This is a genomic window from Bacteroides sp. AF34-31BH (genome assembly GCF_003602795.1).
Classification (GTDB): domain Bacteria; phylum Bacteroidota; class Bacteroidia; order Bacteroidales; family Bacteroidaceae; genus Bacteroides; species Bacteroides uniformis.
On the sequence record NZ_QTLV01000015.1, the window covers coordinates 42,410 to 67,733 of the forward strand.

A 25,324-nucleotide genomic window follows, 5' to 3' on the forward strand; every position below is an offset into this window, starting at 1 on the left:
AACTTATGGGAGGTTTTTTCGGAACAGTCGCCAAGGCAACAAGCTGTGTGGCGGATTTGTTTTACGGCACAGATTATAATTCACATTTAGGGACAAAACGTGGTGGGTTGGCTACATACGATGCAGAAACGGAGCAGTTTACCCGTTCCATTCACAATCTGGAAAGCACTTATTTCCGCACGAAGTTTGAGGATGAACTGGACAAGTTCAAAGGAAATTCCGGAATAGGAATCATCAGCGATACAGACCCTCAACCCCTTATCCTCAACTCCCACCTTGGTCGCTTTGCCATTGTAACGGTAGCCAAAATAGTAAATCTGCAAGAACTGGAAACAAAACTGTTGGCCCAAAACATGCACTTCGCCGAACTCAGTTCGGGCAAAACCAATCAGACGGAACTTATCGCCCTCCTTATTATACAAGGAAAGACATTTGTCGAAGGAATTGAAAATGTGTATAAGCATATCAAAGGTTCTTGCTCCATGCTGTTATTGACGGAAGACGGCATCATTGCCGCTCGCGACCGCTGGGGACGTACTCCGATTGTGATTGGCAAGAAAGACGGAGCGTATGCCGCCACAAGTGAGTCGAGCAGCTTTCCGAATCTTGGTTATGAGATAGACCGTTATTTGGGACCCGGAGAGATTGTTCGCCTGCGTGCCGATGGTGTGGAACAGATGCGCAAGCCTGATGAAGGAATGCAGATTTGTTCCTTCCTATGGGTATATTACGGTTTCCCCACTTCCTGCTACGAAGGTAAGAATGTGGAGGAAGTGCGTTTTGCCTCCGGTTTCAAGATGGCACAGACAGATAAGTCAGAGGTGGATTGTGCCTGCGGCATTCCTGATTCGGGTGTAGGTATGGCGCTTGGGTATGCCGAAGGTAAAGGAGTTCCTTATCATCGTGCCATTTCCAAATATACTCCGACTTGGCCTCGTAGCTTTACTCCCAGCAAGCAGGAGTTGCGTTCGCTGGTGGCAAAGATGAAGCTGATTCCCAATCGTGCCATGCTCGAGGGCAAGCGGTTGCTGTTCTGTGATGACTCTATTGTCCGGGGTACCCAGTTGCACGACAATGTGAAGGTGCTGTATGAGTATGGCGCCAAGGAGGTGCATATCCGGATTGCTTGTCCTCCATTGATATATAGCTGCCCGTTTGTAGGATTCACGGCTTCCAAAAGCGACATGGAACTGATTACCCGTCGTGTCATCAAGGAACTGGAGGGTGACGAGAATAAGAATCTCGATAAGTATGCCACTACCGGCTCACCCGAATACGAAAAGATGGTGGACGTTATCCGCGAGCGTTTCGGACTTTCATCCTTGAAGTTCAATACGTTGGAAACTCTGGTTGAGGCTATCGGATTGCCTAAGTGTAAGATATGTACGCATTGTTTTGATGGTAGCAGCCATTTTTGATTGACATTTTGTCCTTAAGAAATAAAAAAGGGGCGTGAATTGCTTGGCAGTTCACGCCCCTTTTTTTATCTTTACAGCACAAAATAGTGGTTAATGATTAGTGATTAATGATTAATGCCATTTGGATAATGCTTTTCGCCAATTACTAATCACTGACCATTAATCACTGACCATTAATCACTAACCATTAATCACTAATCATTATTCATCATGACTTTAGTAGAACGTTTTTTAAAGTACGTAAGCTTCGATACTCAGTCCAGTGAAGAGACTGAGATTACTCCGAGTACTCCGGGGCAAATGGTGTTTGCCCGGTATCTGAAAGAAGAATTGGAAACTTTGGGTCTGGAAGAAATCACGTTGGACGAAAATGGTTATCTGTTCGCCACTCTTCCTGCCAATACAGACAAGCCGTTGCCCGTCATCGGCTTTATTGCCCACATGGATACAAGCCCCGATATGAGTGGCAAGAATGTTTCTCCGCGTATCGTGCAGAATTATGACGGTAAGGACATTGTTCTTTGCGCCGAAGAGAATGTGGTTCTTTCTCCTGCCCAGTTCCCCGAACTGCTCGACCATCAAGGGAAAGATTTGATTGTGACCGACGGCAAGACCTTGCTTGGTGCCGATGATAAAGCCGGTATTGCCGAAATTGTATCGGCGGTGGTATATCTGAAGGAGCACCCCGAAATCAAGCACGGTAAAATTCGTATCGGCTTTAATCCGGATGAGGAAATCGGTTTGGGCGCCCATAAGTTCAATGTAGCGCAGTTCGGTTGCGAATGGGCCTATACCATGGATGGCGGAGAAGTGGGTGAACTTGAATTCGAGAACTTCAATGCGGCCTCTGCCAAGATAAGCTTCAAGGGACGGAATGTGCATCCGGGCTATGCCAAGAATAAGATGATTAACTCTATCCGCGTTGCCAACCGTTTCATGTCCATGCTTCCGGCTGACGAGGCTCCGGAGCATACCGAAGGTTACGAAGGTTTCTATCATCTGATAGGCATTACCGGCGAGGTGGAGCAGACAACAGTCTCTTACATTATCCGTGACCACGACCGCACCCGCTTTGAAGAGCGCAAGAAGGAGATGGAACGTCTTGTGGCAAAAATCAATGAAGAATACGGTCCGGGTACCGCTACTCTGGAACTTCGCGACCAATACTATAATATGCGCGAGCAGATTGAACCGGTGATGCATATCATCGACACCGCTTTTGCCGCCATGAAGGCGGTAGGTGTAGAGCCTCGTGTAAAAGCCATTCGCGGAGGTACGGACGGTGCCCAGCTCTCTTTCAAGGGCCTGCCTTGTCCCAATATCTTTGCCGGTGGCTTGAACTTCCACGGCCGCTATGAGTTCGTGCCTATCCAGAACATGGAGAAAGCCATGAACGTCATCGTCAAGATTGCCGAGCTCGTAGCAAGCAAATAGATAATTCATAACTCATAACTCTAATAGTTCCATGAAAACCACTCCGTTTACCGAAAAACACATCTCGCTGGGTGCCAAGATGCACGAGTTTGCGGGATATAATATGCCTATCGAGTATTCCGGCATCATTGACGAGCATCTTACAGTATGTCAGGGTGTCGGTGTATTCGACGTCTCACACATGGGAGAATTTTGGGTGAAAGGTCCCCATGCTTTGGACTTTCTGCAGAAAGTGACTTCCAATAACGTAGCTACCCTCACACCGGGGAAAGTACAGTATACCTGCTTCCCAAATGAAAATGGAGGCATTGTGGACGACCTTCTGGTCTATCATTATGAGCCGGAGAAATACCTGCTTGTCGTGAATGCGTCGAACATTGAGAAAGACTGGAACTGGTGTGTGTCTCATAACACGGAAGGCGCTGAATTGGAAAATGCTTCCGACCACATGGCACAGCTTGCTGTGCAAGGACCGAAGGCTATTCAGGCTTTGCAGAAACTGACTTCCATTAATCTTTCCGACCTTCCTTACTATACTTTTACCCACGGTGAGTTTGCCGGAGAAAAGGATGTCATTATCTCCAATACCGGATATACCGGTGCGGGTGGTTTTGAGCTTTACTTCTATCCGGAGGCTGCCATGAAGATTTGGGATGCCGTGTTCGAGGCAGGCGCGGAGTTCGGCATTAAGCCGGTTGGTCTGGGTGCGCGCGATACGCTTCGTCTGGAAATGGGCTTCTGTTTGTATGGCAATGATTTGGATGACACCACTTCGCCCATTGAAGCGGGTTTAGGATGGATTACCAAGTTTGTGGAGGGAAAGAACTTCACCAATCGCCCGATGCTGGAAAAACAGAAAGCGGAAGGCACTACCCGTAAGTTGGTGGGATTTGAAATGATAGACCGCGGTATCCCCCGTCATGGTTACGAGCTGTATAGTACAGACGGTACTGCCATCGGTGTGGTTACCTCCGGAACTATGTCGCCTACCCGCAAGATTGGTATCGGAATGGGGTATATCAGACCCGAGTACAGCAAAGTCGGTACGGAAATCTGCATTGACATGCGGGGACGTAAGCTGAAAGCTGTGGTTGTGAAGCCGCCGTTCCGCAAACAGTAATTTGAATGAATAACTAAAATAAGAAGAATGAAGAATTTGTCATGCGGCATCATCGCGCAGTCAAATTCTTCATTCTTAGTTATTCCTTTCTCTATATTCTGCTTATCCTGTCCAGCATTTGGTTTGCCCAACCTATCTCTTTATTGGTCCATTCCTTTTCGGTTCCTTCTATGCCCTGGCCTTCGTAGGCCGAAAGCAAGGTGATATATTCTTTCAGTATATCGGCGGCTTGGGCTTGTTTGTTCATGCGCATCAATAATAGTATTTTTTGTTTATATATGTCCAGATTGGGGCTTGTTCCTGCCATCTCCTGGGCTTTATCAAGCATGGCGAGGCAGCGGTTGTTCACTTCTTCCGTATTAGACAGTGCCATTTCCGCTTTTACCAGGATGATGTAGTCATTGTCTGTGGCTAGTCTGTTGTCAATGTTCTTGCGTATCAGCCGGGCAGTTTCCTTATAGCGCTTGTTGGCGTAGTTCATACTTGCGTTGAAAGAAACGACATCGCTGGTGGTCCGTAGGTAGGGGCGGGCACTCAGGCTATGGGATTCACCGGCCTTTTCTATACGCTTTTGCAGGTTGCCGATGCTGCCGTAGCGAGGAATGTCCTTGTTGCGTTGGTGCAGGTTGTAATACCCTATAATTTTACCGAGGGCCGATGCGATTCCGTCGGGATTATATCCCTTGAATGCCAGAAGTTGGCGCGCAAGGCGGTCTGAAGAGATTTCCTGGGAAGTTTTGTATTTCATCCCCAACCGGTCCGTTGCCGGAATGCTCAAAAGGGAAGCGATGGCTCCGATATCTGCCACCAGACTGACGGCATAAGCATCTTCATTATCGTCCCAGTAGGCCACATCGAGGGCTGCACTGGCGGTAGTGGCAAAGACATCTGCCCAAAAAGCTGCACGCTTGGCACGCCGCTCGGCACGGTAAATGTTGTTTACCTGATGGTCGAGGACGAAATGTCCCAGCTCACATGCGATGACGGCGGCCAGTTCGTCTTCGGAATCAAGAGTGCAGAGGAGGCCCGTACTGATAACCATGGAGCCGTTGGGAAGCATGAAGGCATCTGGTTCGGGCGACTGGATGATACGTATGTTCAGGCTTTCTCCACGATTGCTGTCAATGGTGGTGGCATTCAACTTGGAGAACACTCCCTGCACGTACGAAACGATGTAATCTTCCTGATAGGCTATCTCATTCAGTTTGTCGAGATACTCCAGGCACTCTTCGTCGATTTCCTGGCGCAGTTTGTGCTTGTAGCCGCGGTCGCTGAAATATTCGTAAAGATGGTTTTTCAAGTATATCTGCTGCCAGAATTCCCGGTCGGTTTGCGGAGCGGATATGGCAATGTGCCCCATCTCATTCAAAGGAATGGTCTCTTGTATGCCGTTCATTTCGACAGCATAGCAAATGTTGTTGCTGCTTTCACCGGGATTCTTCATTTTGACAACCCGGCGGATAATGACCGGTGTACCGGCGGGAGATTGCCGGTACTCTTTTGTCAATTCTCCTTTGACAGCGATGTTTCCGCTTAAATCTTTGTACTTTTTGGGCTTGGCAAATCCTGCCGTTGCGACAAGGATTGTCAGGATGAATAGGGTGGCGAGTCGTTTCATGATTAGTATATGTTTTCGGTTTTGATGATACAAAAATAGGGAAGTGTTTTTCTCCTTTCTCGTTTTTTTCCCTATTCTGTGATAGGAGATTCCCTATTTATCGGTCCTGCAGTGGGAGGCGGAAACAAAAAAGGGAACCTTTCAGTGAAAGACTCCCTTTTTTCAGTTTGCTTGAAACTGATTATTTCTTACGGTTACCGTAACGGCTCATGAACTTATCAACACGACCGGCAGTGTCAACCAGCTTAGACTTACCTGTGTAGAACGGGTGAGAAGTGCTGGAGATTTCCAGCTTTACCAGCGGATAAGTTTCACCTTCGAATTCGATAGTCTCTTTCGTGTTGCAAGTGGAACGAGACAAGAATACATCACCATTTGACATATCTTTAAATACTACCGGACGGTAATTTTCAGGATGAATACCTTTTTTCATTTTGATATTTTCTTTTAAAAATTTATATTCTGTTACTATTTTGGTAATAAATAGTGTAATGGTCTTCTTTTCAGAGCGCAAAGATAGTGCAAGTTGGAGACTCTACAAAATAAATTCAGATTTATTTTTATTTAGTAGGTTTATCGCATTTTATTTCTGATTTTTGCAGGACTTAATCTTGTGAATTTATGAGGAAACTACTTGTCTTATGCTCTTTCTGGCTGTGCGTGGCAACGCTGGGGGCACAAAATGCGGAACGGAAACTGTATAGTGTTGCGTTCTACAATCTTGAGAACTTGTTTGATACGATTCATGATGCAGGTAAGAATGACTATGAGTTCCTGCCCGACGGCAGTTACCAATGGACGGCAAAGAAGTATGAGTCCAAGCTGCAGAACCTTTCCAAAGTGTTGGGTTCCCTTTCGCGTGATTTAGTGCCGGAAGGTCCGGCATTCATCGGTGTGGCAGAGGCGGAGAACAGCCGGGTGCTGGAAGACCTCGTGAAGCAGCCGGCCATTTCCAATTATGAGTTCGTGCATTATGAAGGACCGGACAGACGGGGTATAGACTGTGCCTTGCTGTACGACCCGAAGCAGTTTAGCGTTACCCACTCAAAGTTGGTGCTTTCTACTCCTTTTGAGGGGGATACGCTGCACTTGACGCGCGGCTTCCTGATTGTGGACGGGCAACTGGCGGGAGAGCGTGTCTGCGTGATAGTGAACCACTGGCCCTCCCGTGGGGCAAAGTCACCGGTGCGTGTGCATGCAGCCAGGCAGGTAAAGGCCTTGAAGGACTCTCTGATGCGTAGCGACAAGAAGCTGAAACTCATCGTGATGGGGGATATGAATGACGACCCGATGGATGAAAGCATGAAGGTGCTGGGTGCACGCAAATATCCGAAGCAGGTGAAGAAAGGCGAATTCTACAATCCCTGGTGGGAGACACTGGAAGACAAGGGAGTGGGGACATTGCTCTATCGGGGCAAGTGGAACTTGTTTGACCAGATTGTCATTTCGAAACCGTTGCTGAAGGCTAAGAAAGGGTTGCGCTATGATCACAATGAAGTTTTCATCCGCGATTATCTGATTCAGCAGGATGGCAAATACAAAGGTTCCCCCTTGCGTACGCATGGAGGCAGGACTTGGCTGAACGGTTACAGTGACCATTTGCCGACCATCATCTATCTGAAAAATTAGTATTACATAATAATGTGTAAACAGATGCCGGAGAGCAAACATGTTCTCCGGCTTTTTTGTTGATAGAAGTATAGATGGCAAAAGTATGGCTGGCAGAGATAAATGCAAAGAGTTTGTAATATAGAGATTACAATAATCTGTTAAATGAAGCCAATAGCTTTAAAATAGAATGGATTTGGTAGGATGAGCCGGATATTTTATTCCTCTCAAGTTCTTTACTTTAAAGGATAATGATTACTTTTGCGTAGAATTTTAATTCACTAACAATAAAATTTAAACAAAATGGTTAATTACAAAGATTTAGGACTGGTAAACACAAGAGAGATGTTTGCTAAGGCTATCAAAGGTGGATATGCTATTCCGGCATTCAACTTCAACAATATGGAACAGATGCAGGCTATCATCAAGGCTGCAGTTGAAACAAAGTCTCCGGTTATTCTTCAGGTATCTAAGGGTGCCCGTCAGTATGCCAACGCTACTCTGTTGCGTTACATGGCTCAGGGTGCTGTTGAGTACGCTAAGGAATTGGGTTGCAAACATCCTGAAATTGTTCTTCACCTCGACCACGGAGATACATTCGAAACTTGCAAGAGCTGTATCGACTCTGGTTTCTCTTCAGTAATGATTGACGGTTCACACCTTCCGTACGAAGAAAACGTTGCACTGACTAAGAAGGTAGTTGATTATGCTCATCAGTTCGACGTAACTGTAGAAGGCGAACTCGGTGTATTGGCCGGTGTAGAAGATGAAGTTTCTGCAGAACACCATACATATACTAATCCTGAAGAAGTTATTGACTTCGCTACCCGTACAGGTTGCGATTCACTGGCTATCTCAATCGGTACTTCTCACGGTGCATACAAGTTCAAACCCGAACAATGCCACGTTGACCCTGCTACCGGTCGTCTGGTTCCTCCTCCTTTGGAATTTGCCGTTCTGGATGCTGTAATGGAGAAACTTCCGGGATTCCCCATCGTTCTTCACGGTTCTTCTTCAGTTCCTCAGGAAGAAGTTGATACTATCAACAAGTATGGTGGCAAATTGGAAGCTGCTATCGGTATTCCCGAAGAACAGTTGCGTAAGGCTGCCAAGTCTGCTGTTTGCAAAATCAACATCGACTCTGACTCACGTCTGGCTATGACAGCTGCTATCCGCAAGACATTTGCTGAAAAACCGGCAGAATTCGACCCGCGTAAGTATCTGGGTCCGGCTCGTGACAATATGGAAAAACTGTACAAGCATAAAATCATCAACGTGCTTGGTTCAGAGAACAAATTGGCTCAACTGGACTAATCGAAAGATAATCCGAATATAGCGTCAGCCCTTGCAATATTGATGTTGCAAGGGCTGACTTGTTGTATATAGGCCGGTGTTGTGGGATGGTTAAGTTCGCCGCTTATTTCAGAAGCGGATGTTTCAATGTGTACAACAGTCTGTTTCCTTTAACAAAACAGTCTGTTTCCCTTAACTGAACAGTTTGTTTCAATAAAGAGAACACTTTGTTCCAATATGCAAAAACACTTTGTTCCAATACGTAAGAACACTTTGTTTCTACATATCCGAACACTTTGTTTCTCTATACTGGAACAAAGTGTTCACCGTTATGAACTAACAGATTAGCTATATTTGAGACCGGTGAAAAGCATATCCCCGTGACACCTGTTCCATACTAAAAATCCCTTGCAGATGGCTGGCAGGAGAAGTGTCTGCCAGCTATCTGCAAGGGAGATTTGCAAGAATGAGCTCTCTGTGTGGAGTACGCGTTATAATTCTATCACTAATGATTCTCTGGGGCCCATCTTCAGCTCTTCACCGAAGGTGATGGCCTTGCCGCTAAGAATATCTTTTCCCTGCTTGCTGTTTTTCAGGATTTCCTTGTAGAATTTCAAAGGAACGGTGGTCTCTGCATCTGTACCGTTCAGCATCACGAATATCGTCTTGCCCTCGTACTGGCGTGCGTAGGCATAAACACCATTCTGTACCATGAACTGCACCATGCTGCCTTTGGCAATCACATCGTTTCCTTTGCGCCAGTTCAGGATGGTCTTGTAGAAGTCGTAGCACTCGTTCTGTATTTTGGTACGTCCGGCTGGGGTCAGTGCGTTTGTTGCGTCACCGGTCCATCCACCGGGGAAGTCCTTGCGGACATAGCCGTCGCTCTTGCTCTTCACGCCATTCATCATAACTTCCGTTCCGTAGTAGAGTTGCGGAATGCGGCGGGTGGTAAGCAGCAGGGTAGAGGCTTGCTTCAGCATTGGAAGGTTGTTGCCTTCGCCCAGGAAGCGGTCGGTGTCGTGGTTTTCGATGAATGCCAGTACGGAAGCGGGGTTGGGGTAGAGAAAGTCGTATACGAAGTTATTGTATATGCGGTCCAGTCCCTTGAACCAAGTTTCGGTCTGTTCATTCTTGGCGGTGTTTATCTTGTCGAAGAAGCTGAAGTCCATAACGGTCTTGAGGTTACTGTTCTTGGGGGCTGATAGCTTGGAATCCTTCTGCCACCAAGCGGTGTAGGCGGGTTCGGTAACCCAGGTCTCGCCCACGGTGTTGTAGTTGGGATATTCTTCGTTTAGCTCTTTCATCCAGTTGCTCATGGCATCATAGTCGGCATACGGGTAAGTGTCCATGCGGATGCCGTCGATGTTGGCGAATTCAATCCACCAGAAACTGTTCTGTACCAGGTAGCGGTAAACGTGAGGGTTCTTCTGGTTGAGGTCGGGCATGGAAGGTACGAACCAGCCGTCGTTCATCTGGTCGGCATCGTACTGGGAAGTATAAGGGTCTACGTGCGGGGTCAGTTTGAAGGAGGTCTGCACGAAGTTGTTTTCGTGGTCGGGGTTGTTGAACCAGTCTTTGGAGGGCATGTCCTTAATCCATACATGCTCTACGCCGCAGTGGTTGAAAATCATGTCCATTACGATTTTGATGCCGCGTGCATGGGCTTTTTCAATCAGTTGCTTGTATTCTTCGTTGGTACCGAAGCGCGGGTCCACCTTGTAGTAGTCTGTGGTGGCATAGCCGTGATAGGAACCGCCGGTCATGTTGTTTTCCAGTACCGGAGTAAACCAGAGGGCTGTGACGCCGAGGTCGGAGAAGTAGTCCAGGTGTTGTTCTATGCCGGCAAGGTCACCGCCGTGGCGTGCATTGGGGTCATTGCGGTCTACCTTGTACTCGGCCATGCTCGCAATCTGGTCATTGTCTGGGTTGCCATTGGCAAAGCGGTCGGGCATCAGCAGGTACAGTGCGTCGGAGGCGTCGAAACCTTTATGTTCGCAACCTTTCTTGTTGCGTGCCTTCAGTTCATATTCCTTTACGAGTTTCTTTTTTCCTTCAGTGAAGGTGAGGTTGAATTTGCCGGGTTTTACATCCTTGTCCAGTTTCAGATAGACCAGGAGGTAGTTGTTGCTTTCCAGCTTGACGGTGCTGCTCAATGAGACGCCAGGATAATTGACGGATACTGCCGCGTTGCCGATGCCTTCGCCATAGACCATCAGCTGGAGTTCCGGGTTCTGCATGCCGGTGTACCAAAACGGAGGGTCGATTTTGTTCACATTCATAGCTGCATACGTACTGAGGGAGAGTAAGAGTGTTCCCAAGATTAAGAATACTTTTTTCATGATAGTAACTTTACGGTTAATTTTTGCGCTAATTTAAAACAAATAACGGAGAAAGTTAATCTTTCTCCGTTACTGTACTTTATTATATTATGCAAACGTTTTCATTGGGGCTATTTGATGGGGGTTACGCTGGCGGTATCAACCTTTCCCTTGAAGAAGTCCTCTTTCTTGCGCTTTTCTCTGATGTCCTTCAGCCAGTTTTCGGCGGCATTGTATCGGTTGTCTTCTCCGATGATGGGAACTCCGTCCGCATCTACTTCCTGCACTTTGTCCTTGCTGTTTTTCGGACGGGTTTTCAGGTAGGCCGTTAGGTATCTCTCTGCTTTGGACGCATCTTTCAGATAGTAATAATAGATAAAGGCTGCGTCGTAGAGCAGTTTGTGTTTCTGCCGGTCGTATTTTTCGTATTGTGTCAGAAGGGTATTCGCCTGGTCGGTGTATTGAAATGCCATCTTGTAGCAGTCCGCAAGCCCCACATATAGGCGGGACATGACACTGTCGCTGGGCATGGCGAGGCTTACGGCAGTTTCCAGATAAGTCACTCCATCCTCTTTCCATGATGTCTTGGAGCAGGCGCGTCCCAGATAATAGAGAACGTTGATGTTGGTATTGTCATCTTTAAGAGCCCTTTCCAGCAGGTCGTGTGCTGGGTAGAAGTCTTCGAGGGCATAATAACTGATTCCGGCGTAGAAGCAGGTTTGGAAAGAACTGTCTTTTTCCTGTAACAGTTGTTCATATCTTTCTATTGCTTTGGGGTAATCTTTGTTCAGGCAATAGGCTTGGGCATTGATGCGGTTCACAAGGACGTTGGTGGAGTCTATGGAACGGTATTTCTCCGTTATGCTTATGGCGTCTTCATACTGGTGGCCTGCTACATAGATGTTGCCGAGTTTGGCAGCAGACAGGTAATCATTGGGATATCTTTTCTGTATGTCCAGATAGGCATCTATCACATGCATGATTTCTGTGTTGTCATAGACTTGCCCCATACTTTCGGCTCTAAGGTGTAGTACATAGGCGGAACTGTCCCTTTCTGCCAGCAGGTTACTTTCCTTTAGAGACTCACGGTATCTCTTCATGTTCATCAGCAGACTGATATACTGGATGCGTGCGTATTTATTGTCCGGATTTATGTGGAGCGCATTCTGGTAGTAATCCAGTGCCTCGCTATATTTGGCTAGTGATTTGCAGCATTCGGCAGCTTCAATGTATGCCCGGGGATTGAGAGAATCCTGAGCTACGACTTCTTGAAATACGCTCAGAGCTTCAAGGTTATTGCCCAGTCCTTTCAGCACTTTCCCTTTTTGGTAGAGCAGGGGGACGGTCGGGGTTTCTTGATCGATCAACATCAAGGCTGTTTCATAATCGTAGTTGGCCATCGCCTCTTGAATGGGATTTGTGGTCTGTGCCGCCAGAAGCGAACAGCATGCACTGAAACATAAGGAGATAAAAAGCTTTCGCATACAGTATATCATTTATATGAGGTTAAACTGACTGCAAGTTACTAAAAAGAATGTATTTACGAAATAATCGTAATCTGTTTTAGATAGATTAACGAAAAAGCCCCTCCAAAAATGATGGAGGGGCTTTAAAATAGTTCGGAATTCAATCCGGATAACGGAATGAATAAATGTATTACATTAAGAATCCCAGCAGGATACCTGCTGCTACAGCGGAACCGATTACACCGGCAACGTTCGGGCCCATGGCATGCATCAGCAGATAGTTGGTAGGATCGTATTCCAGACCTACTACTTGGGAGATACGTGCAGAGTCGGGTACGGCAGATACACCGGCATTACCGATCAACGGATTAATCTTGTTGCCTTTCTTCAGGAAGAGGTTGAAAATCTTCACGAAGATGACACCGGATGCTGTGGCAATGACAAATGATAAGGCGCCCAGACCGAATATCTTGATTGAATCAAGGGTTAAGAACTCGGATGCTTGCGTAGAAGCACCTACTGTCAAACCAAGCAGAATAGTAATGGTATCAATCAGCGGACCACTGGCTGTGTTTGCCAGACGACGTGTAACTCCACTTTCTTTCAGTAAATTACCGAAGAACAGCATACCCAGCAAAGGCAGACCGGATGGTACAAGGAATGTGGTCAGTAACAAACCGATAATCGGGAACATTACTTTTTCCGTATGTGAAACCACACGGGGAGGTTTCATACGGATAAGACGTTCATTTTTACTGGTCAGCCAACGCATAATAGGCGGCTGTATCACCGGTACTAATGCCATATATGAATAGGCTGATACCGCAATGGCACCCATTAAGTTAGGAGCCAGTTTGGAAGAGAGGAAGATGGCAGTCGGACCATCGGCACCACCAATGATACCGATTGCACCAGCCTGCATCGGGTCAAATCCTATGGCAAGGGCAATCATATAAGCACCGAATATACCGAATTGGGCTGCTGCACCAACCAACATTAATTTGGGGTTCGATATCAAAGCGGAGAAATCCGTCATGGCACCGATACCCAGGAATATGAGTGGCGGGTACCAACCGGAGGTTACTCCCTGGTACAGAATATTAAGTACGGAACCTTCTTCATAGATACCGACTTTCAATCCGGCTTCCATATTGAAAGGTATATTACCAATCAGCATACCGAAACCGATAGGAATTAATAGCATCGGCTCAAATTCCTTGGCTACAGCCAAGTATATGAAAAACAAACCTACCAGAAGCATTACCACATGTCCTACCGTTGCATTGGCAAAACCTGTATAAGTCCAGAAGTCGGCAAGGTTGTTTCCTAAAAATGTGATAAATTCTCCCATATTATTCAATAATTACGAGGTCAGTACCTTCGAGAACAGAGTCCCCTTTGTTTACATTGATGGCTGTAATCTTACCGTCTTTATCAGCATTGATATTGTTTTCCATCTTCATGGCTTCCAGAATGATGATAACTTGTCCCTTCTTTACTGTATCGCCGACATTTACTTTGATATCGAGGATTACACCGGGAAGCGGAGATTTTACACCTGACTTGCCGGTAGAAGCAGCGGCCGGTTTTACTACCGGAGTAGCAGGAGCAGCAGGAGCGGATGTGGCTGCCGGACGTGCTACCGGTTTAACGACTACCTTCGGTGCTTTTTCCATTTCAACTTTGTAGGGAGTACCGTTCACTTCTACGTGAGCGATGTTGTCTTCAATATCTCCAATGGCAACTTTATATACGTTACCGTTAATTTTATATTTATATTCTTTCATCGTTTTATTTTATTATGGGTGACTTACTTTTTGTGAGGAGTCTCACGCAACGTATAAATCTTTGAACTCCACGGTGAGTAACTGCGTTTTACACGGGTAATGGTAAGTATCGTGTCTTCCACATCGTGTACATCGCTTTGGAATTCGTGCATGGCCATTGAAATGGCAGCAAAAACTTCTCCCGGAGCCTGCCCCAGTTGTTTCTCTTTTGCTTCTTGTTTATCAGTAATACCTTTAGCTTTCATAGCATTGCGTTTGCTGAGGTTAACTGATATTTTACCTATAATCTTGAAGGAGATGTAGAGTAATATCAGCCCGCAGAATACAACGCTCATGGCAGAAATAGCCATACCGATACCTACGCTGTCATGCTCTTCGAATTTTTCCATTTTGGCATTGCTGTCGATAGTCTTGTTGTTGGTACTCGGAGTGACATATTTATCTTCGCTTCCACCCTTTACTTCCCATTGGTCGGCTGCATCACTGACACGGGCATAGGATTGGTTGGCTTTTAAAGTACCGGCAGGCACTATGACTTGATCAAGCAATTTCTTGCCGGAATCATACAACCCAATCCAGTTGGCATTTGTGGCATCCAGTTTGAAGTTCGTATGAAATGTACCGCGTCTTGGTTCTCCATCAGCCCAGAAAAGTGCATGCTGACGTGGTTTTATGAGTGTCAGAACGTCACCTTTGGGAATGAAATAACTGGCAGTATCACCCGGCTGGCTGCTGAATTTCAGATAGCAACCTGCAAGGTCGGCGCTGCCGTATGATCTGTTGAATATTTCAATCCATGCGCTGTGCACACCGTAGTCATCCTGATAGTTGCTTTCGTTGTTGACCAGCACTTCATTCAGCAGCAGTTTGTTGTTCGATTTCTGTTCTTTGCAAGAAGAGCAAAAGCCTAACACCAGCATCAATGAAAGGAATATTCCGATTTTTGTTTTATTCATAATCGTTCTTGTTTTAGTGTGAAAAGCTTGATTACAAGGGAATATTACCATGCTTCTTAGCCGGGTTAGTCAATTTCTTGGTTTGCAACTGTTGCAGGGCACGAATGATGCGGAAACGTGTGTTACGCGGTTCGATAACATCATCAATGTAGCCATATTTAGCTGCATTATAAGGATTGGCAAACAACTTGGTGTATTCAGCCTCTTTTTCAGCCAGGAATTGAGCCGGATTTTCCTGCTCTTTGGCTTCGCGGGCATATAATACTTCTACAGCACCTGCACCACCCATTACAGCGATTTCAGCAGTAGGCCAAGCATAATTCATGTCGCCACGCAGCTGCTTACAGCTCATCACGATGTGCGAACCACCGTAGGATTTACGCAGTGTGATGGTAACCTTGGGTACAGTAGCTTCACCGTATGCATACAGCAGTTTGGCACCGTGCAGGATGACGCCGTTGTACTCCTGGCCGGTTCCCGGAAGGAATCCCGGTACGTCTACCAATGATACGATAGGAATATTGAAGGCGTCGCAGAAACGGACGAAGCGTGCGCCCTTGCGGGATGCGTTGCTGTCGAGCACACCTGCCAGATACTTCGGCTGGTTGGCAACAATACCTACGGACTGTCCGTTGAAACGTGCGAAACCAATAATGATATTCTTTGAATAATCTTTTTGGATTTCGAGGAACTCACCATTATCTATGATAGCGCCAATTACCTCGTACATATCGTACGGTTTGTTCGGGTTATCAGGAATGATATCGTTCAGGGAATCTTCCAGACGGTCAATAGGGTCTGTACAGTCTACATAGGGAGCTTCTTCCAGATTGTTCTGGGGAATGTAGCTCAACAGTTTGCGGATAAGGGCCAAACCTTCTTCTTCTGTCTGTGCAGTAAAATGAGTAACACCTGATTTGGTGGAGTGAACGCTCGCGCCACCCAGGTTTTCCTGGCTTACGTCTTCTCCGGTTACAGTCTTTACTACCTTCGGACCGGTAAGGAACATGTAGGATGTACCTTCCATCATCAGCGTAAAGTCAGTCAATGCAGGAGAGTAAACGGCACCACCGGCACAAGGACCGAAAATACCGGAAATCTGCGGGATGACACCGGAAGCAAGGATGTTACGTTGGAAGATTTCAGCGTAGCCAGCCAAGGCATTGATACCTTCCTGAATACGTGCACCGCCCGAGTCGTTGATACCGATACACGGAGCACCCATTTTCATGGCTTGGTCCATAATCTTACAGATTTTCAGAGACATGGTTTCGGACAGTGAACCGGCAGAAACTGTGAAGTCCTGTGCGAAGATATAAACCAGACGGCCTTCGATTGTACCGCAACCGGTTACTACACCGTCACCGGGGTAGTGTTTCTTTTCCATGCCGAAGTTCGTACATCTATGTTCTACGAACATGTCCATTTCTTCGAAACTGCCTTCGTCAAGAAGCATGGCTATACGCTCACGAGCTGTATATTTACCCTTCTCGTGTTGCTTTGCAATCGCTTTTTCACCACCACCGAGACGTGCTGCAGCGCGGCGGTCTATAAGCTCTTTAATCTTTTCAAGTTGATTACTCATGAATTTATATTCTTTAAGTGTTTATACAATTTATGATTTGATGATTTTACAGTCTTGCTTATTCCGGTTTCTCGCAAAGCTCGGTCAGGACACCGAGAGTTGACTTCGGATGCAGGAATGCAATGTTCAGACCTTCTGCACCTTTGCGGGGAGCTTTGTCTATAAGGCGGATACCTTTTTCTTCGACTTCTGCAAGCGCACCGGCCACTCCGTCTTCAACGGCAAATGCCAGATGATGCATGCCGCCGTTGCCGTTGTTCTTCTCAATGAATTTGGCAATTGTGCTTTCGGGAGAAGTAGGTTCCAACAATTCGATCTTTACATCGCCCACTTTCAGGAAAGCGGTTCTAACTTTCTGATCTTCCACGGTTTCGATGTTGTAGCATTTCAAACCTAAAACGTTTTCGTAGTACGGAAGGGCTTCTTCAATGCTCTTAACGGCAATGCCCAGATGCTCAATGTGTGAAATCTTCATAACTATATAAATTAATGTTAGTATTGTATCCTTTTAATAAAGGTATAAAGCAGCACAAAGAAAGAGAATTCTTCCTTAATAAAGAAATTTTTCATCAATTAATTCATGGATAATTGAACTTTAGAAGGATTTTTTCAGACTTTAGATAGAGACCGGTTGTTTTCCTGATATCGTCCGCTAACGGACATCCCCACTGTCCGAAAATGAACACTTACCCCTCTATGAAACCTTTCCGGCCACTTGGCACACTCTTTGCTTTTCTGTTTGCGACAATTTTAAAGATTGAACATGAAAAAGAATATTTTACTTGCAGTTTGTTTTTTGATGCCGTTGGCAACCATGGCGCAGAATGATACTTTGGGACATGAACGCAATATTACGCTGTCGGAGGCCATTGTACTGGCCCGTACGCAGTCTGTGGATGCTGCTGTGGCATTGAATGAATTGAAAACCGCGTATTGGGAATACCGTACATTCCGTGCGGACTTGTTGCCGGAAGTGAATTTCACCGGTACACTACCCAACTATAACAAGTCCTACAGTACCTACCAGAATTCCGACGGCTCCTATAGCTTTGTTCGCAACAATACACTGGGGCTGTCCGGACAGCTTTCGGTAGACCAGAACATTTGGTTTACGGGGGGTAAGCTGTCACTGACTTCTTCGCTGGATTATCTCAAACAACTGGGTTCCGGAGGAGCGAAGCAGTTCATGTCAGTCCCCGTGAGTCTGGAGTTGACGCAACCGGTCTTCGGAGTGAATACCTTGAAGTGGAACCGCCGTATAGAGCCCGTACGCTATGCCGAGGCAAAGGCCGAGTTCATTTCAGCTACGGAAGAGGTGACGATGAAAACCATCACTTATTTCTTTGAGTTGCTGCTGGCCAAAGAATCGCTCGCTACCGCCATGCAGAACAAGACGAATGCCGACCGCCTTTATGAAGTGGCCATAGCCAAACGTAAAATGGGACAGATATCCGAGAATGATTTGTTGCAGCTTAAACTGAATTCATTGCAGGGCAAGGCCGACGTGACTGAGGCAGAGAGCAACCTAAATGCAAAAATGTTCCAGCTCCGTTCTTTCCTCGGGGTGTCCGAGCAGGAAAGCCTGAATCCGGTGTTGCCCGCCACTGTTCCCGATATAAAGATGGAGTATGACCGTGTGCTGAACAAGGCACTGGAACGCAACTCCTTTGCACAGAACATTCGCCGCCGCCAGCTCGAAGCTGATTATGAAGTGGCAACGGCACGCGGAAACTTGCGCAGCATCGACCTCTTTGCCAGTGTGGGCTATACGGGGCAGAACCATGAATTCTCTTCAGCCTACCGGGACTTGCTTGATAATCAGATTGTGCAGGTAGGCGTCAAGATTCCTATCCTTGACTGGGGCAAGCGCCGCGGCAAGGTAAGAGTGGCAAAGAGCAACCGTGAAGTGGTCTTGTCCAGAATCCGTCAGGAACAGATGGACTTTAACCAGGACATCTTTTTGCTGGTGGCTAACTTCAACAACCAGGCGCAACAGCTGGACATAGCCAAAGAGGCGGATGTCATTGCTGAGAAGCGTTACAAGACTAGTGTAGAGACCTTTATGATAGGTAAAATCAGCACCCTGGACCTGAACGATGCACAGAACTCTAAAGACGAAGCCCGTCAAAAGCATATTTCAGAGCTGTACTACTATTGGTATTACTTCTATCAGCTCCGCAGCTTGACCCTTTGGGATTTTGAACGCGATACGGAATTGGAAGCTGATTTTGAAGAGGTGGTAAGAGGATAAGTCGACGGGTTGCAAGTGATAAGTTATGAGTTATTTGCCGGTAAAAGTACCGTATATGCGATATTATAGGTAAATAACTTATAACTTATCATTCATAACTCTGCTTTTTTACTTATTTTTGCGGGAAACAAACTACAATTTTTATGATACTGATAATAGACGACGATAGTGCTGTGCGCTCTTCCCTCAGCTTTATGCTGAAGCGTGCCGGATATGAGGTGAAAACGGCTCCGGGCCCTCGCGAAGCTATGGACATAGTGAGGGCCGAAGCTCCCGCCTTGATTTTGATGGATATGAACTTCACTCTTTCCACTACCGGAGAAGAGGGACTTACCTTATTGAAGCAGGTAAAGGTGTTCCGTCCCGATGTGCCCGTTATTTTGATGACGGCATGGGGAAGTATCCAGCTTGCCGTGCAGGGTATGCAGGCCGGCGCATTCGATTTCATAACCAAGCCTTGGAACAATGCTGCTCTTTTGCAGCGCATCGAGACGGCCCTTGAGCTTACGGCCGCCCCGAAAGAGGTGCCGGAAGAACAGACTACCGCATTGAATCGCAGCCATATTATAGGTAAGTCCAAAGGGTTGATGGAAGTGTTGAACACAGTGGCCCGCATAGCCCGTACCAATGCTTCGGTGCTGATTACGGGCGAAAGCGGAACGGGCAAGGAGCTGATTGCCGAAGCCATCCATATCAACAGCCAACGTGTGAAGCAGCCTTTTGTCAAGGTGAATCTCGGCGGCATCTCGCAGAGCTTGTTCGAGAGCGAGATGTTCGGCCATAAGAAAGGGGCGTTTACCGATGCCAGCGCCGACCGTATAGGGCGTTTTGAAATGGCAAATAAAGGTACTATCTTCCTCGACGAGATTGGTGACCTCGACCCTTCCTGCCAGGTGAAACTGCTGCGCGTGCTTCAAGACCAGACATTCGAAGTGCTGGGCGATAGCCGTCCCCGCAAAGTCGATGTGCGCGTTGTGTCCGCCACTAATGCAGACCTCCGCAAGATGGTGTCCGAACGTACTTTCCGTGAAGACCTTTTTTACCGTATCAACCTGATTACCGTAAAACTGCCCTCCTTGCGGGAGCGCCGTGAAGATATTCCTTTGCTGGCACGTCACTTTGCCGACCGTCAGGCAGAGGTGAACGGCTTGCCGCGTACGGATTTCTCGGCCGACGCTCTGAATTTCCTTTCCCGCCTGCCTTATCCGGGCAACATTCGTGAGTTGAAGAATCTGGTGGAGCGTACCATTCTGGTCAGCGGCAAGCCGGTGCTGGATGCCGCGGATTTCGATGCCCAATATCTGCGTCACGACGAACCGGCCAAAGCTGCCGAAGGTACTTCTTTTGCAGGTATGACCTTGGATGAAATAGAGCGGCAGACTATCTTGCAGGCGTTGGAACAGCATAAAGGGAATCTCAGTCAGGTGGCAGTGTCATTAGGCATCAGCCGCGCTGCGCTTTACAGACGTTTGGAAAAATATAATATTCAAGTCCCGTGCGCATAAAATTCTTTTTCTTCATACTTGTCCTTTTTCTGCTCGGTCTGGGTGGAATGTTGGTATATTTGCTGAGTGGGAAGCCGCTTTTGTATCTGTACGTATTGGAGGGGCTCATCGGGTTTATCCTTATCTATCTGATAGTATTCTATAATAAGATAGTGAAGCCGATGAACACCATAGGCAGCGGTATGGAGTTGCTGCGCGAGCAGGATTTCAGTAGTCGTCTCAGCCGGGTAGGGCAGTACGAAGCAGACCGCATTGTGAATATCTTTAACCGAATGATGGAGCAGCTCAAGAATGAACGGTTGCGCATGCGCGAGCAGAATCACTTCTTGGATTTGTTGATTCAGGCATCTCCAATGGGGGTTGTTATCCTGACAATGGACGATGAAGTGTCTCAACTGAATCCGATGGCGGTAAAGATGCTCGGTGTCCGTATGGAGGAGGCGATGGCAAAGCGGCTGGACCAGATGGACTCTCCGTTGGCTGCCGAACTTTCGTCCATTCCCAAAGACGAGACGGCAGTGGTCCGTCTCAATGATGCGAATATTTATAAATGCACCCATTCTTCTTTTATTGACAGAGGGTTCAAACATCCTTTTTTCTTGATAGAGCGTATGACAGAAGAAGTGATGCGTGCCGAGAAGCGTGCCTATGAAAAGGTTATCCGCATGATAGCTCACGAAGTGAACAATACCACTGCGGGCATCACTTCCACACTCGATACAGTGGAGCAGGCACTTTCTACAGAAGATGATATGGAGGACATCTGCGACGTGATGCGCGTCTGTACGGAGCGTTGTTTCTCGATGAGCCGTTTCATTACCCGTTTTGCAGATGTGGTAAAGATACCCGAACCTACCCTGGCACCCGTCCAACTGAATGAGTTGGTGTCCATGTGCAAGCGTTTCATGGAAGGAATGTGCAATGACCGCAATATAGAGCTACGTCTGGAATGCGACCCGGAGGTGGGAATGGTGCGTATGGATGCTTCTCTTTTTGAGCAGGTGCTTGTGAATATCATCAAGAATGCTGCCGAAAGTATAGAGGGGGATGCCGGAGAAAACGGACAGCAAGGTGAGATAATAGTAAGGACCACTGCCCCCGCTTCTGTCGAAGTCGTTGACAATGGTCCGGGGATAAGTAAAGAGACCGAAGCTAAACTCTTCAGCCCCTTCTTTTCCACCAAGCCGAACGGGCAGGGAATTGGCCTGGTGTTTATCCGGGAAGTTTTGAGCCGTCATGGTTGCACGTTCTCCTTACGTACCTACAACGATGGATTGACCCGCTTCCGTATACTATTTAATTGAAATTTGAAAGTTTTACCTTTCACCTTTCAATTTTCAATTTTTACCTTTCGCCTTTCCATTTTTAAAGAATTCTTTTGCATACTCCTCCAGTATCTTTTTAATGCCTTGGCCGATGGTTGCATAGTCTTTCTCGTCCAGATTGGCGAGTGAGGCGCGCACGCTCCATTCGGGGCCGTCAAAACCACCGCCGTTCAGCAGCACCAGAGAGGTTTCTTTGGCAAGGCGGAAGACTACGTTCAGCGGGCTGTAGGTACGTTTCAGATATTCTACAAAGTCGTCCCCATAGAACTTCTTTGCCCAAACCAGCATGTCGATTTCTGTATAATAACCTACGCGCAACGGGTCTTCCGTCAGCGTGAAACCGGTATTCTCCCAAAGGGCATGCAATCGGCGGCGGATAATCTCCTGCATCTTTTGCTTGTATTTGTTTTCCTTGTCCAGCAGGGCAAAGGCGGCGAAAAGGCCCATCTGCATCTGTTGTGGTAATGACAGTCCGGCGGTATGGTTCAGTGCCACCTGACGGCTGTCGGCAACCATACGGTCGATAAACTTCAGTCTTTCAGGTTCCAGAGTGAGGGTGGAGTAGCGGTGGTGCAGAATCTCCCGTTTCTCTTTCGGCAGTTTGGCTATCAGCTTGTCGAACAGGTTGAATTCGTGCAGGGCAATGACCGCATTGCGCCATCCGGTGGCACCGAAGTATTTGGAGAATGAATAGACGCAAAGCGTATTGTAGGGAATTTCTGCCATGAACGAACGGAAGTGCGGACTGAATGTACCGTATACGTCGTCTGTAATAATCATCAGATTAGGGTTGTCATTCCTGACGATGCTCACGATGCGCGCCATTGTATCCGGACTGAGTGTGTAGCTGGGCGGATTACTGGGATTGGTGACAAAGAGGGCCTTGATTTTAGGGCTTTTCAAGCGGTCTATGTCTTCGTCGCTGTACTGCCAGAGGTGCATCCCTTCGCTATTCATGCGGTTGGCATGTATTTTGGTCACTCGAAACTGGTAGCGGCTGAGTTGTGGGATTTCAATATAGGGGGTAAAGGCAGGAACCATGAGGACGATGCCGTCCCCTTTGTTCAGCAGGAAGTTTTCCTGCAGGGAGTCGAAGATGTAGCACATGGCGGCTGTTCCACCTTCGGTGGCAAACAGGTCATAGGCACCCCGGGGAGGACGGTTGTCGCACATCTCTTGCGAAAGGTAATCTTGCACAAGGATTTCCGTAAAATGAAGGATGCGGTCGGGCACGGGATACTGGTCGCCTACAATGCTTTCGGCCCATTCGTGTACAAGGCTGTCGGGGTCGGCGGCATGCTGCATCAGCAGGTAGTTGTAGGTTTGTTCCAGCAATTTGGCGCCCGGTACGTTATTGTTCTTTTTCAGGAAGGCTTCGAAGCGAGAGGCAATGCCTTTTTTTTCGGGGATGCCTGCAATGCCCTCGGGCAAATCCATGATGCGGCGGCACTCTTCCAAGCCGAAGCTTCCCAATAGGAAAAAGGCCTCGCGTGGAGCGGTTGCAATCCAGTTGGGGTTGCCGCGCCCTGCGTTCAGCATGGTACGGGCGGTTTTCTTCAGACTCTCGTCTGCCATGTCTATCAGGCGGTTCTTCAGTTCGAAAGGACTGATAGATTCCATTTTCTTTTCTAAAAGTTTTGTATCCATAAGCTCAAGTTTAGGTTCGTTATTTATTGTTTTCAGTCATTCGGCGAATAATCTCTGTTCATGCGGTATACTATTTCTTTCCTTGCTTGAAATTAATCGTCCGATATATGTTTCCTTTTCGTCCGACAGTTGTTGAATCATCGTCCGACAACTGTTGAATTATCGTCCGACAGCTGTCGGACGAATAGCTATTAGTGAATGGGTATATAGTCGCTTGCATTTCCGGCAATAATTCTTTGAATGCTCCGGATTAGTAAGCATTGGTACAGAATCGTCTTATATTAGCAAAACGATGACTACACCCCATATTATTAATAAGGTATTGCCCACGGCATAGGTCACGGTGTATCCCAGAGCAGGTGTCTCACTCTCAACGGCATCCTGCACCGCGCCTAAAGCGGCCGTAGTGGTACGTGCCCCCGCGCAGACGCCCAAAGCCAGTGCCGGATGGAACTTGAAAACATACCTTGCCAGCAGCAAGCCGATAATCAGCGGCAGGGTGGTGGCGGCTGCTCCCACCAGAAACAGGCTGATACCTACGTCGTGGAAGCCCTGCACGAAACTGGGACCTGCCGAAATGCCCACTACCGCAATGAACATGTTCAGACCGACATTGTTCAACACCCATTGTGAAGGTTCGGGAATGCGCCCGAAGGTGGGGTGCTTACTGCGGAGCCAGCCGAAGAACAAGCCCGCAATCAATGCGCCGCCGCTTGTGCTCAAGCTGATGGGGATGCCGCCGATATGGACGGAAAGTGCTCCGAACAAACCTCCGACAAGGATACCAAGGCCTACGAATATCATATCCGTCTGGTTGGTAGGACGGTCTATATACCCCAGACGTTTGGCTGCTGCTTCCACTTCCTGCCTGGTACCTACCACTTCGATGACGTCGCCGGCATCTACTACCGTTTGTGCCAGCACGGGAATGGATATTCCGGCGCGCTTGATGCTCCGGATACTGACACCGTGCATGAACTTTTCCCTTCGGATAACTGCAACCGTCTTGCCGGCAACCGTCTTGCGTGTGATTGTAACCGGTAACTTTTCGGCAGGAAAATCCAGGAGCTGGGCATCTTGTACTTCCGGCCCTATCCAGCTTTCTTCGCCTATGATGTATTCGCGGCGTCCGCTTAGCACTACTTCGTCTCCCGGCTCTATCTGCAAGTTCATGCTGACTTCCACTACAACGCCGGATTTGCGGAGACGCTCTACAAAAAGACGTTTGTCGTGTTGCCGGAAGTAAACTTCCAGGTCAATCACCCGCTTTCCATTCTTGAACCATTCATTTTCGACCCGGTAGGCACGGAAAGTGACGGGGCGTGCCGCCGGCATGAATCCCGGTTCGTCAGCCAGGGAACTACCCATCTTTGCCTCCAGTTCCTTGCAGGCGGCTTTCACCTTTTCCAGTCCACCCAGCATCTTGGGGCCGATGGATGACAGAACCCATGCCGAGCCTGCCGTCCCGAAAATGTAGGTGACGGCGTAGGATACGGGAATGATGTTGACGTAACTTTGTCGTTGGGCCTCGTCCAGCCCCATATTGGCCATGGTGTCTTCTGCCACTCCGATGACGGCGGAGATGGTCTGCGAACCGGCCAGCAGTCCGGCAGCTTCACCGGCATTGTAGCCCATCATCAGGGCCAGCAGCCAGGTCACTAGCAGGACGGATACACACATCAGTACGGCAAAGCCTACTTGGGGCAATCCGTCCTTTTTCAGTCCTCGGAAAAACTGGGGGCCTACTTTATAGCCTACGGCAAAAAGGAACAGCAAGAAAAATACTGATTTTATTGGGCCTGGCACGGCAATGTTCAGTTGCCCCACCAATACACCTACAAGCAGTACGCTGGTTACAGTACCCAGTGTAAACTTACCGATGCGTAGCTTTCCCAGCCAGAATCCCAGGAATATAGTGAGGAAAATGGCAAGTTCGGGGCGTTCCCTAAGTTGATTGAAAATCCATTCCATAATCAAGTTGTTTAGGTTA

At 47.6% G+C, this 25,324-nt stretch carries 19 protein-coding genes; 8 read left to right on the plus strand and 11 right to left on the minus strand.

The features are described from left to right. The first annotated feature begins 5 nt into the window (after window positions 1-5). The 3 genes from DWZ67_RS17935 to gcvT all read left to right on the plus strand — a co-directional run bounded on the left by DWZ67_RS17935 (window position 6) and on the right by gcvT (window position 3,972). On the plus strand, window positions 6-1,418 hold the full coding sequence (locus DWZ67_RS17935; RefSeq protein WP_005826808.1) for an amidophosphoribosyltransferase: 1,413 nt from the start codon (window positions 6-8) through the stop codon (window positions 1,416-1,418). Between the two features lie 210 nt (window positions 1,419-1,628). Continuing rightward, on the plus strand, window positions 1,629-2,852 hold the full coding sequence (pepT, locus tag DWZ67_RS17940) for a peptidase T (protein WP_120139452.1): 1,224 nt from the start codon (window positions 1,629-1,631) through the stop codon (window positions 2,850-2,852). Window positions 2,853-2,883: 31 nt separating this feature from the next. Next, window positions 2,884-3,972, plus strand: a complete 1,089-nt coding sequence (gene gcvT / locus DWZ67_RS17945) for a glycine cleavage system aminomethyltransferase GcvT (RefSeq protein ID WP_120139453.1) — start codon at window positions 2,884-2,886, stop codon at window positions 3,970-3,972. Window positions 3,973-4,063: 91 nt separating this feature from the next. Here gcvT and DWZ67_RS17950 read toward each other — a convergent pair whose 3' ends face one another. Then, window positions 4,064-5,590: a M48 family metallopeptidase gene (locus DWZ67_RS17950; RefSeq protein ID WP_044467724.1), complete on the minus strand. Its 1,527-nt coding sequence runs from the start codon at window positions 5,588-5,590 to the stop codon at window positions 4,064-4,066. 181 nt (window positions 5,591-5,771) lie between these two features. After that, window positions 5,772-6,023 carry a type B 50S ribosomal protein L31 gene (locus DWZ67_RS17955; protein ID WP_005835945.1) on the minus strand — a complete coding sequence of 84 codons (252 nt, stop codon included), beginning with the start codon at window positions 6,021-6,023 and terminating at the stop codon, window positions 5,772-5,774. A 188-nt stretch (window positions 6,024-6,211) separates the two neighbouring features. Between DWZ67_RS17955 and DWZ67_RS17960 the strand changes: the two genes are divergently transcribed. Further along, window positions 6,212-7,219 (plus strand): endonuclease, encoded by a 1,008-nt coding sequence (locus DWZ67_RS17960; protein ID WP_061411187.1) that lies wholly within the window; start codon window positions 6,212-6,214, stop codon window positions 7,217-7,219. A 282-nt stretch (window positions 7,220-7,501) separates the two neighbouring features. Continuing rightward, window positions 7,502-8,512, plus strand: coding sequence for a class II fructose-bisphosphate aldolase (locus DWZ67_RS17965; RefSeq protein ID WP_005826798.1), 1,011 nt, complete (start codon window positions 7,502-7,504; stop codon window positions 8,510-8,512). A gap of 470 nt (window positions 8,513-8,982) precedes the next feature. Here DWZ67_RS17965 and DWZ67_RS17970 read toward each other — a convergent pair whose 3' ends face one another. The 7 genes from DWZ67_RS17970 to mce form a co-directional block, all read right to left on the minus strand. Further along, entirely contained in the window at window positions 8,983-10,833 is a 1,851-nt protein-coding gene (locus DWZ67_RS17970; RefSeq protein ID WP_120139454.1) for a glycoside hydrolase family 13 protein, read from the minus strand. Window positions 10,834-10,943: 110 nt separating this feature from the next. Further along, the gene (locus DWZ67_RS17975; protein WP_120139455.1) at window positions 10,944-12,296 is read right to left on the minus strand and encodes a tetratricopeptide repeat protein; all 1,353 of its coding nucleotides are present in this window, start codon (window positions 12,294-12,296) and stop codon (window positions 10,944-10,946) included. A gap of 172 nt (window positions 12,297-12,468) precedes the next feature. Further along, window positions 12,469-13,629: a sodium ion-translocating decarboxylase subunit beta gene (locus DWZ67_RS17980; RefSeq protein WP_005826789.1), complete on the minus strand. Its 1,161-nt coding sequence runs from the start codon at window positions 13,627-13,629 to the stop codon at window positions 12,469-12,471. A gap of 1 nt (window position 13,630) precedes the next feature. Then, window positions 13,631-14,065, minus strand: coding sequence for a biotin/lipoyl-containing protein (locus tag DWZ67_RS17985; protein ID WP_005826788.1), 435 nt, complete (start codon window positions 14,063-14,065; stop codon window positions 13,631-13,633). 23 nt (window positions 14,066-14,088) lie between these two features. After that, a complete protein-coding gene (locus DWZ67_RS17990; protein ID WP_008663742.1) occupies window positions 14,089-15,021 on the minus strand; it encodes an OadG family transporter subunit in 933 nt (310 codons plus the stop codon). A 31-nt stretch (window positions 15,022-15,052) separates the two neighbouring features. Continuing rightward, entirely contained in the window at window positions 15,053-16,606 is a 1,554-nt protein-coding gene (locus DWZ67_RS17995) for an acyl-CoA carboxylase subunit beta (RefSeq protein ID WP_005826784.1), read from the minus strand. A 58-nt stretch (window positions 16,607-16,664) separates the two neighbouring features. Beyond that, a complete protein-coding gene (gene mce, locus DWZ67_RS18000; RefSeq protein WP_009036790.1) occupies window positions 16,665-17,081 on the minus strand; it encodes a methylmalonyl-CoA epimerase in 417 nt (138 codons plus the stop codon). 288 nt (window positions 17,082-17,369) lie between these two features. Between mce and DWZ67_RS18005 the strand changes: the two genes are divergently transcribed. From DWZ67_RS18005 to DWZ67_RS18015, 3 genes are all read left to right on the plus strand, one after another. Further along, complete coding sequence (locus DWZ67_RS18005) at window positions 17,370-18,857, plus strand: TolC family protein (protein WP_120139456.1); 1,488 nt, start codon at window positions 17,370-17,372, stop codon at window positions 18,855-18,857. Window positions 18,858-19,000: 143 nt separating this feature from the next. Then, the gene (locus tag DWZ67_RS18010; protein WP_044467310.1) at window positions 19,001-20,362 is read left to right on the plus strand and encodes a sigma-54-dependent transcriptional regulator; all 1,362 of its coding nucleotides are present in this window, start codon (window positions 19,001-19,003) and stop codon (window positions 20,360-20,362) included. Then, the gene (locus tag DWZ67_RS18015; protein WP_044467309.1) at window positions 20,353-21,666 is read left to right on the plus strand and encodes a sensor histidine kinase; all 1,314 of its coding nucleotides are present in this window, start codon (window positions 20,353-20,355) and stop codon (window positions 21,664-21,666) included. Before DWZ67_RS18010 ends, DWZ67_RS18015 begins: the two co-directional genes overlap by 10 nt. Before the next feature lie 33 nt (window positions 21,667-21,699). On the opposite strand, the gene aspD is transcribed toward DWZ67_RS18015, so the two are convergent. Both aspD and aspT read right to left on the minus strand, forming a co-directional pair. Next, entirely contained in the window at window positions 21,700-23,334 is a 1,635-nt protein-coding gene (gene aspD / locus DWZ67_RS18020) for an aspartate 4-decarboxylase (RefSeq protein ID WP_120139457.1), read from the minus strand. Window positions 23,335-23,610: 276 nt separating this feature from the next. Beyond that, window positions 23,611-25,305 (minus strand): aspartate-alanine antiporter, encoded by a 1,695-nt coding sequence (aspT, locus tag DWZ67_RS18025; RefSeq protein ID WP_120139458.1) that lies wholly within the window; start codon window positions 25,303-25,305, stop codon window positions 23,611-23,613. Window positions 25,306-25,324 lie beyond the last annotated feature (19 nt).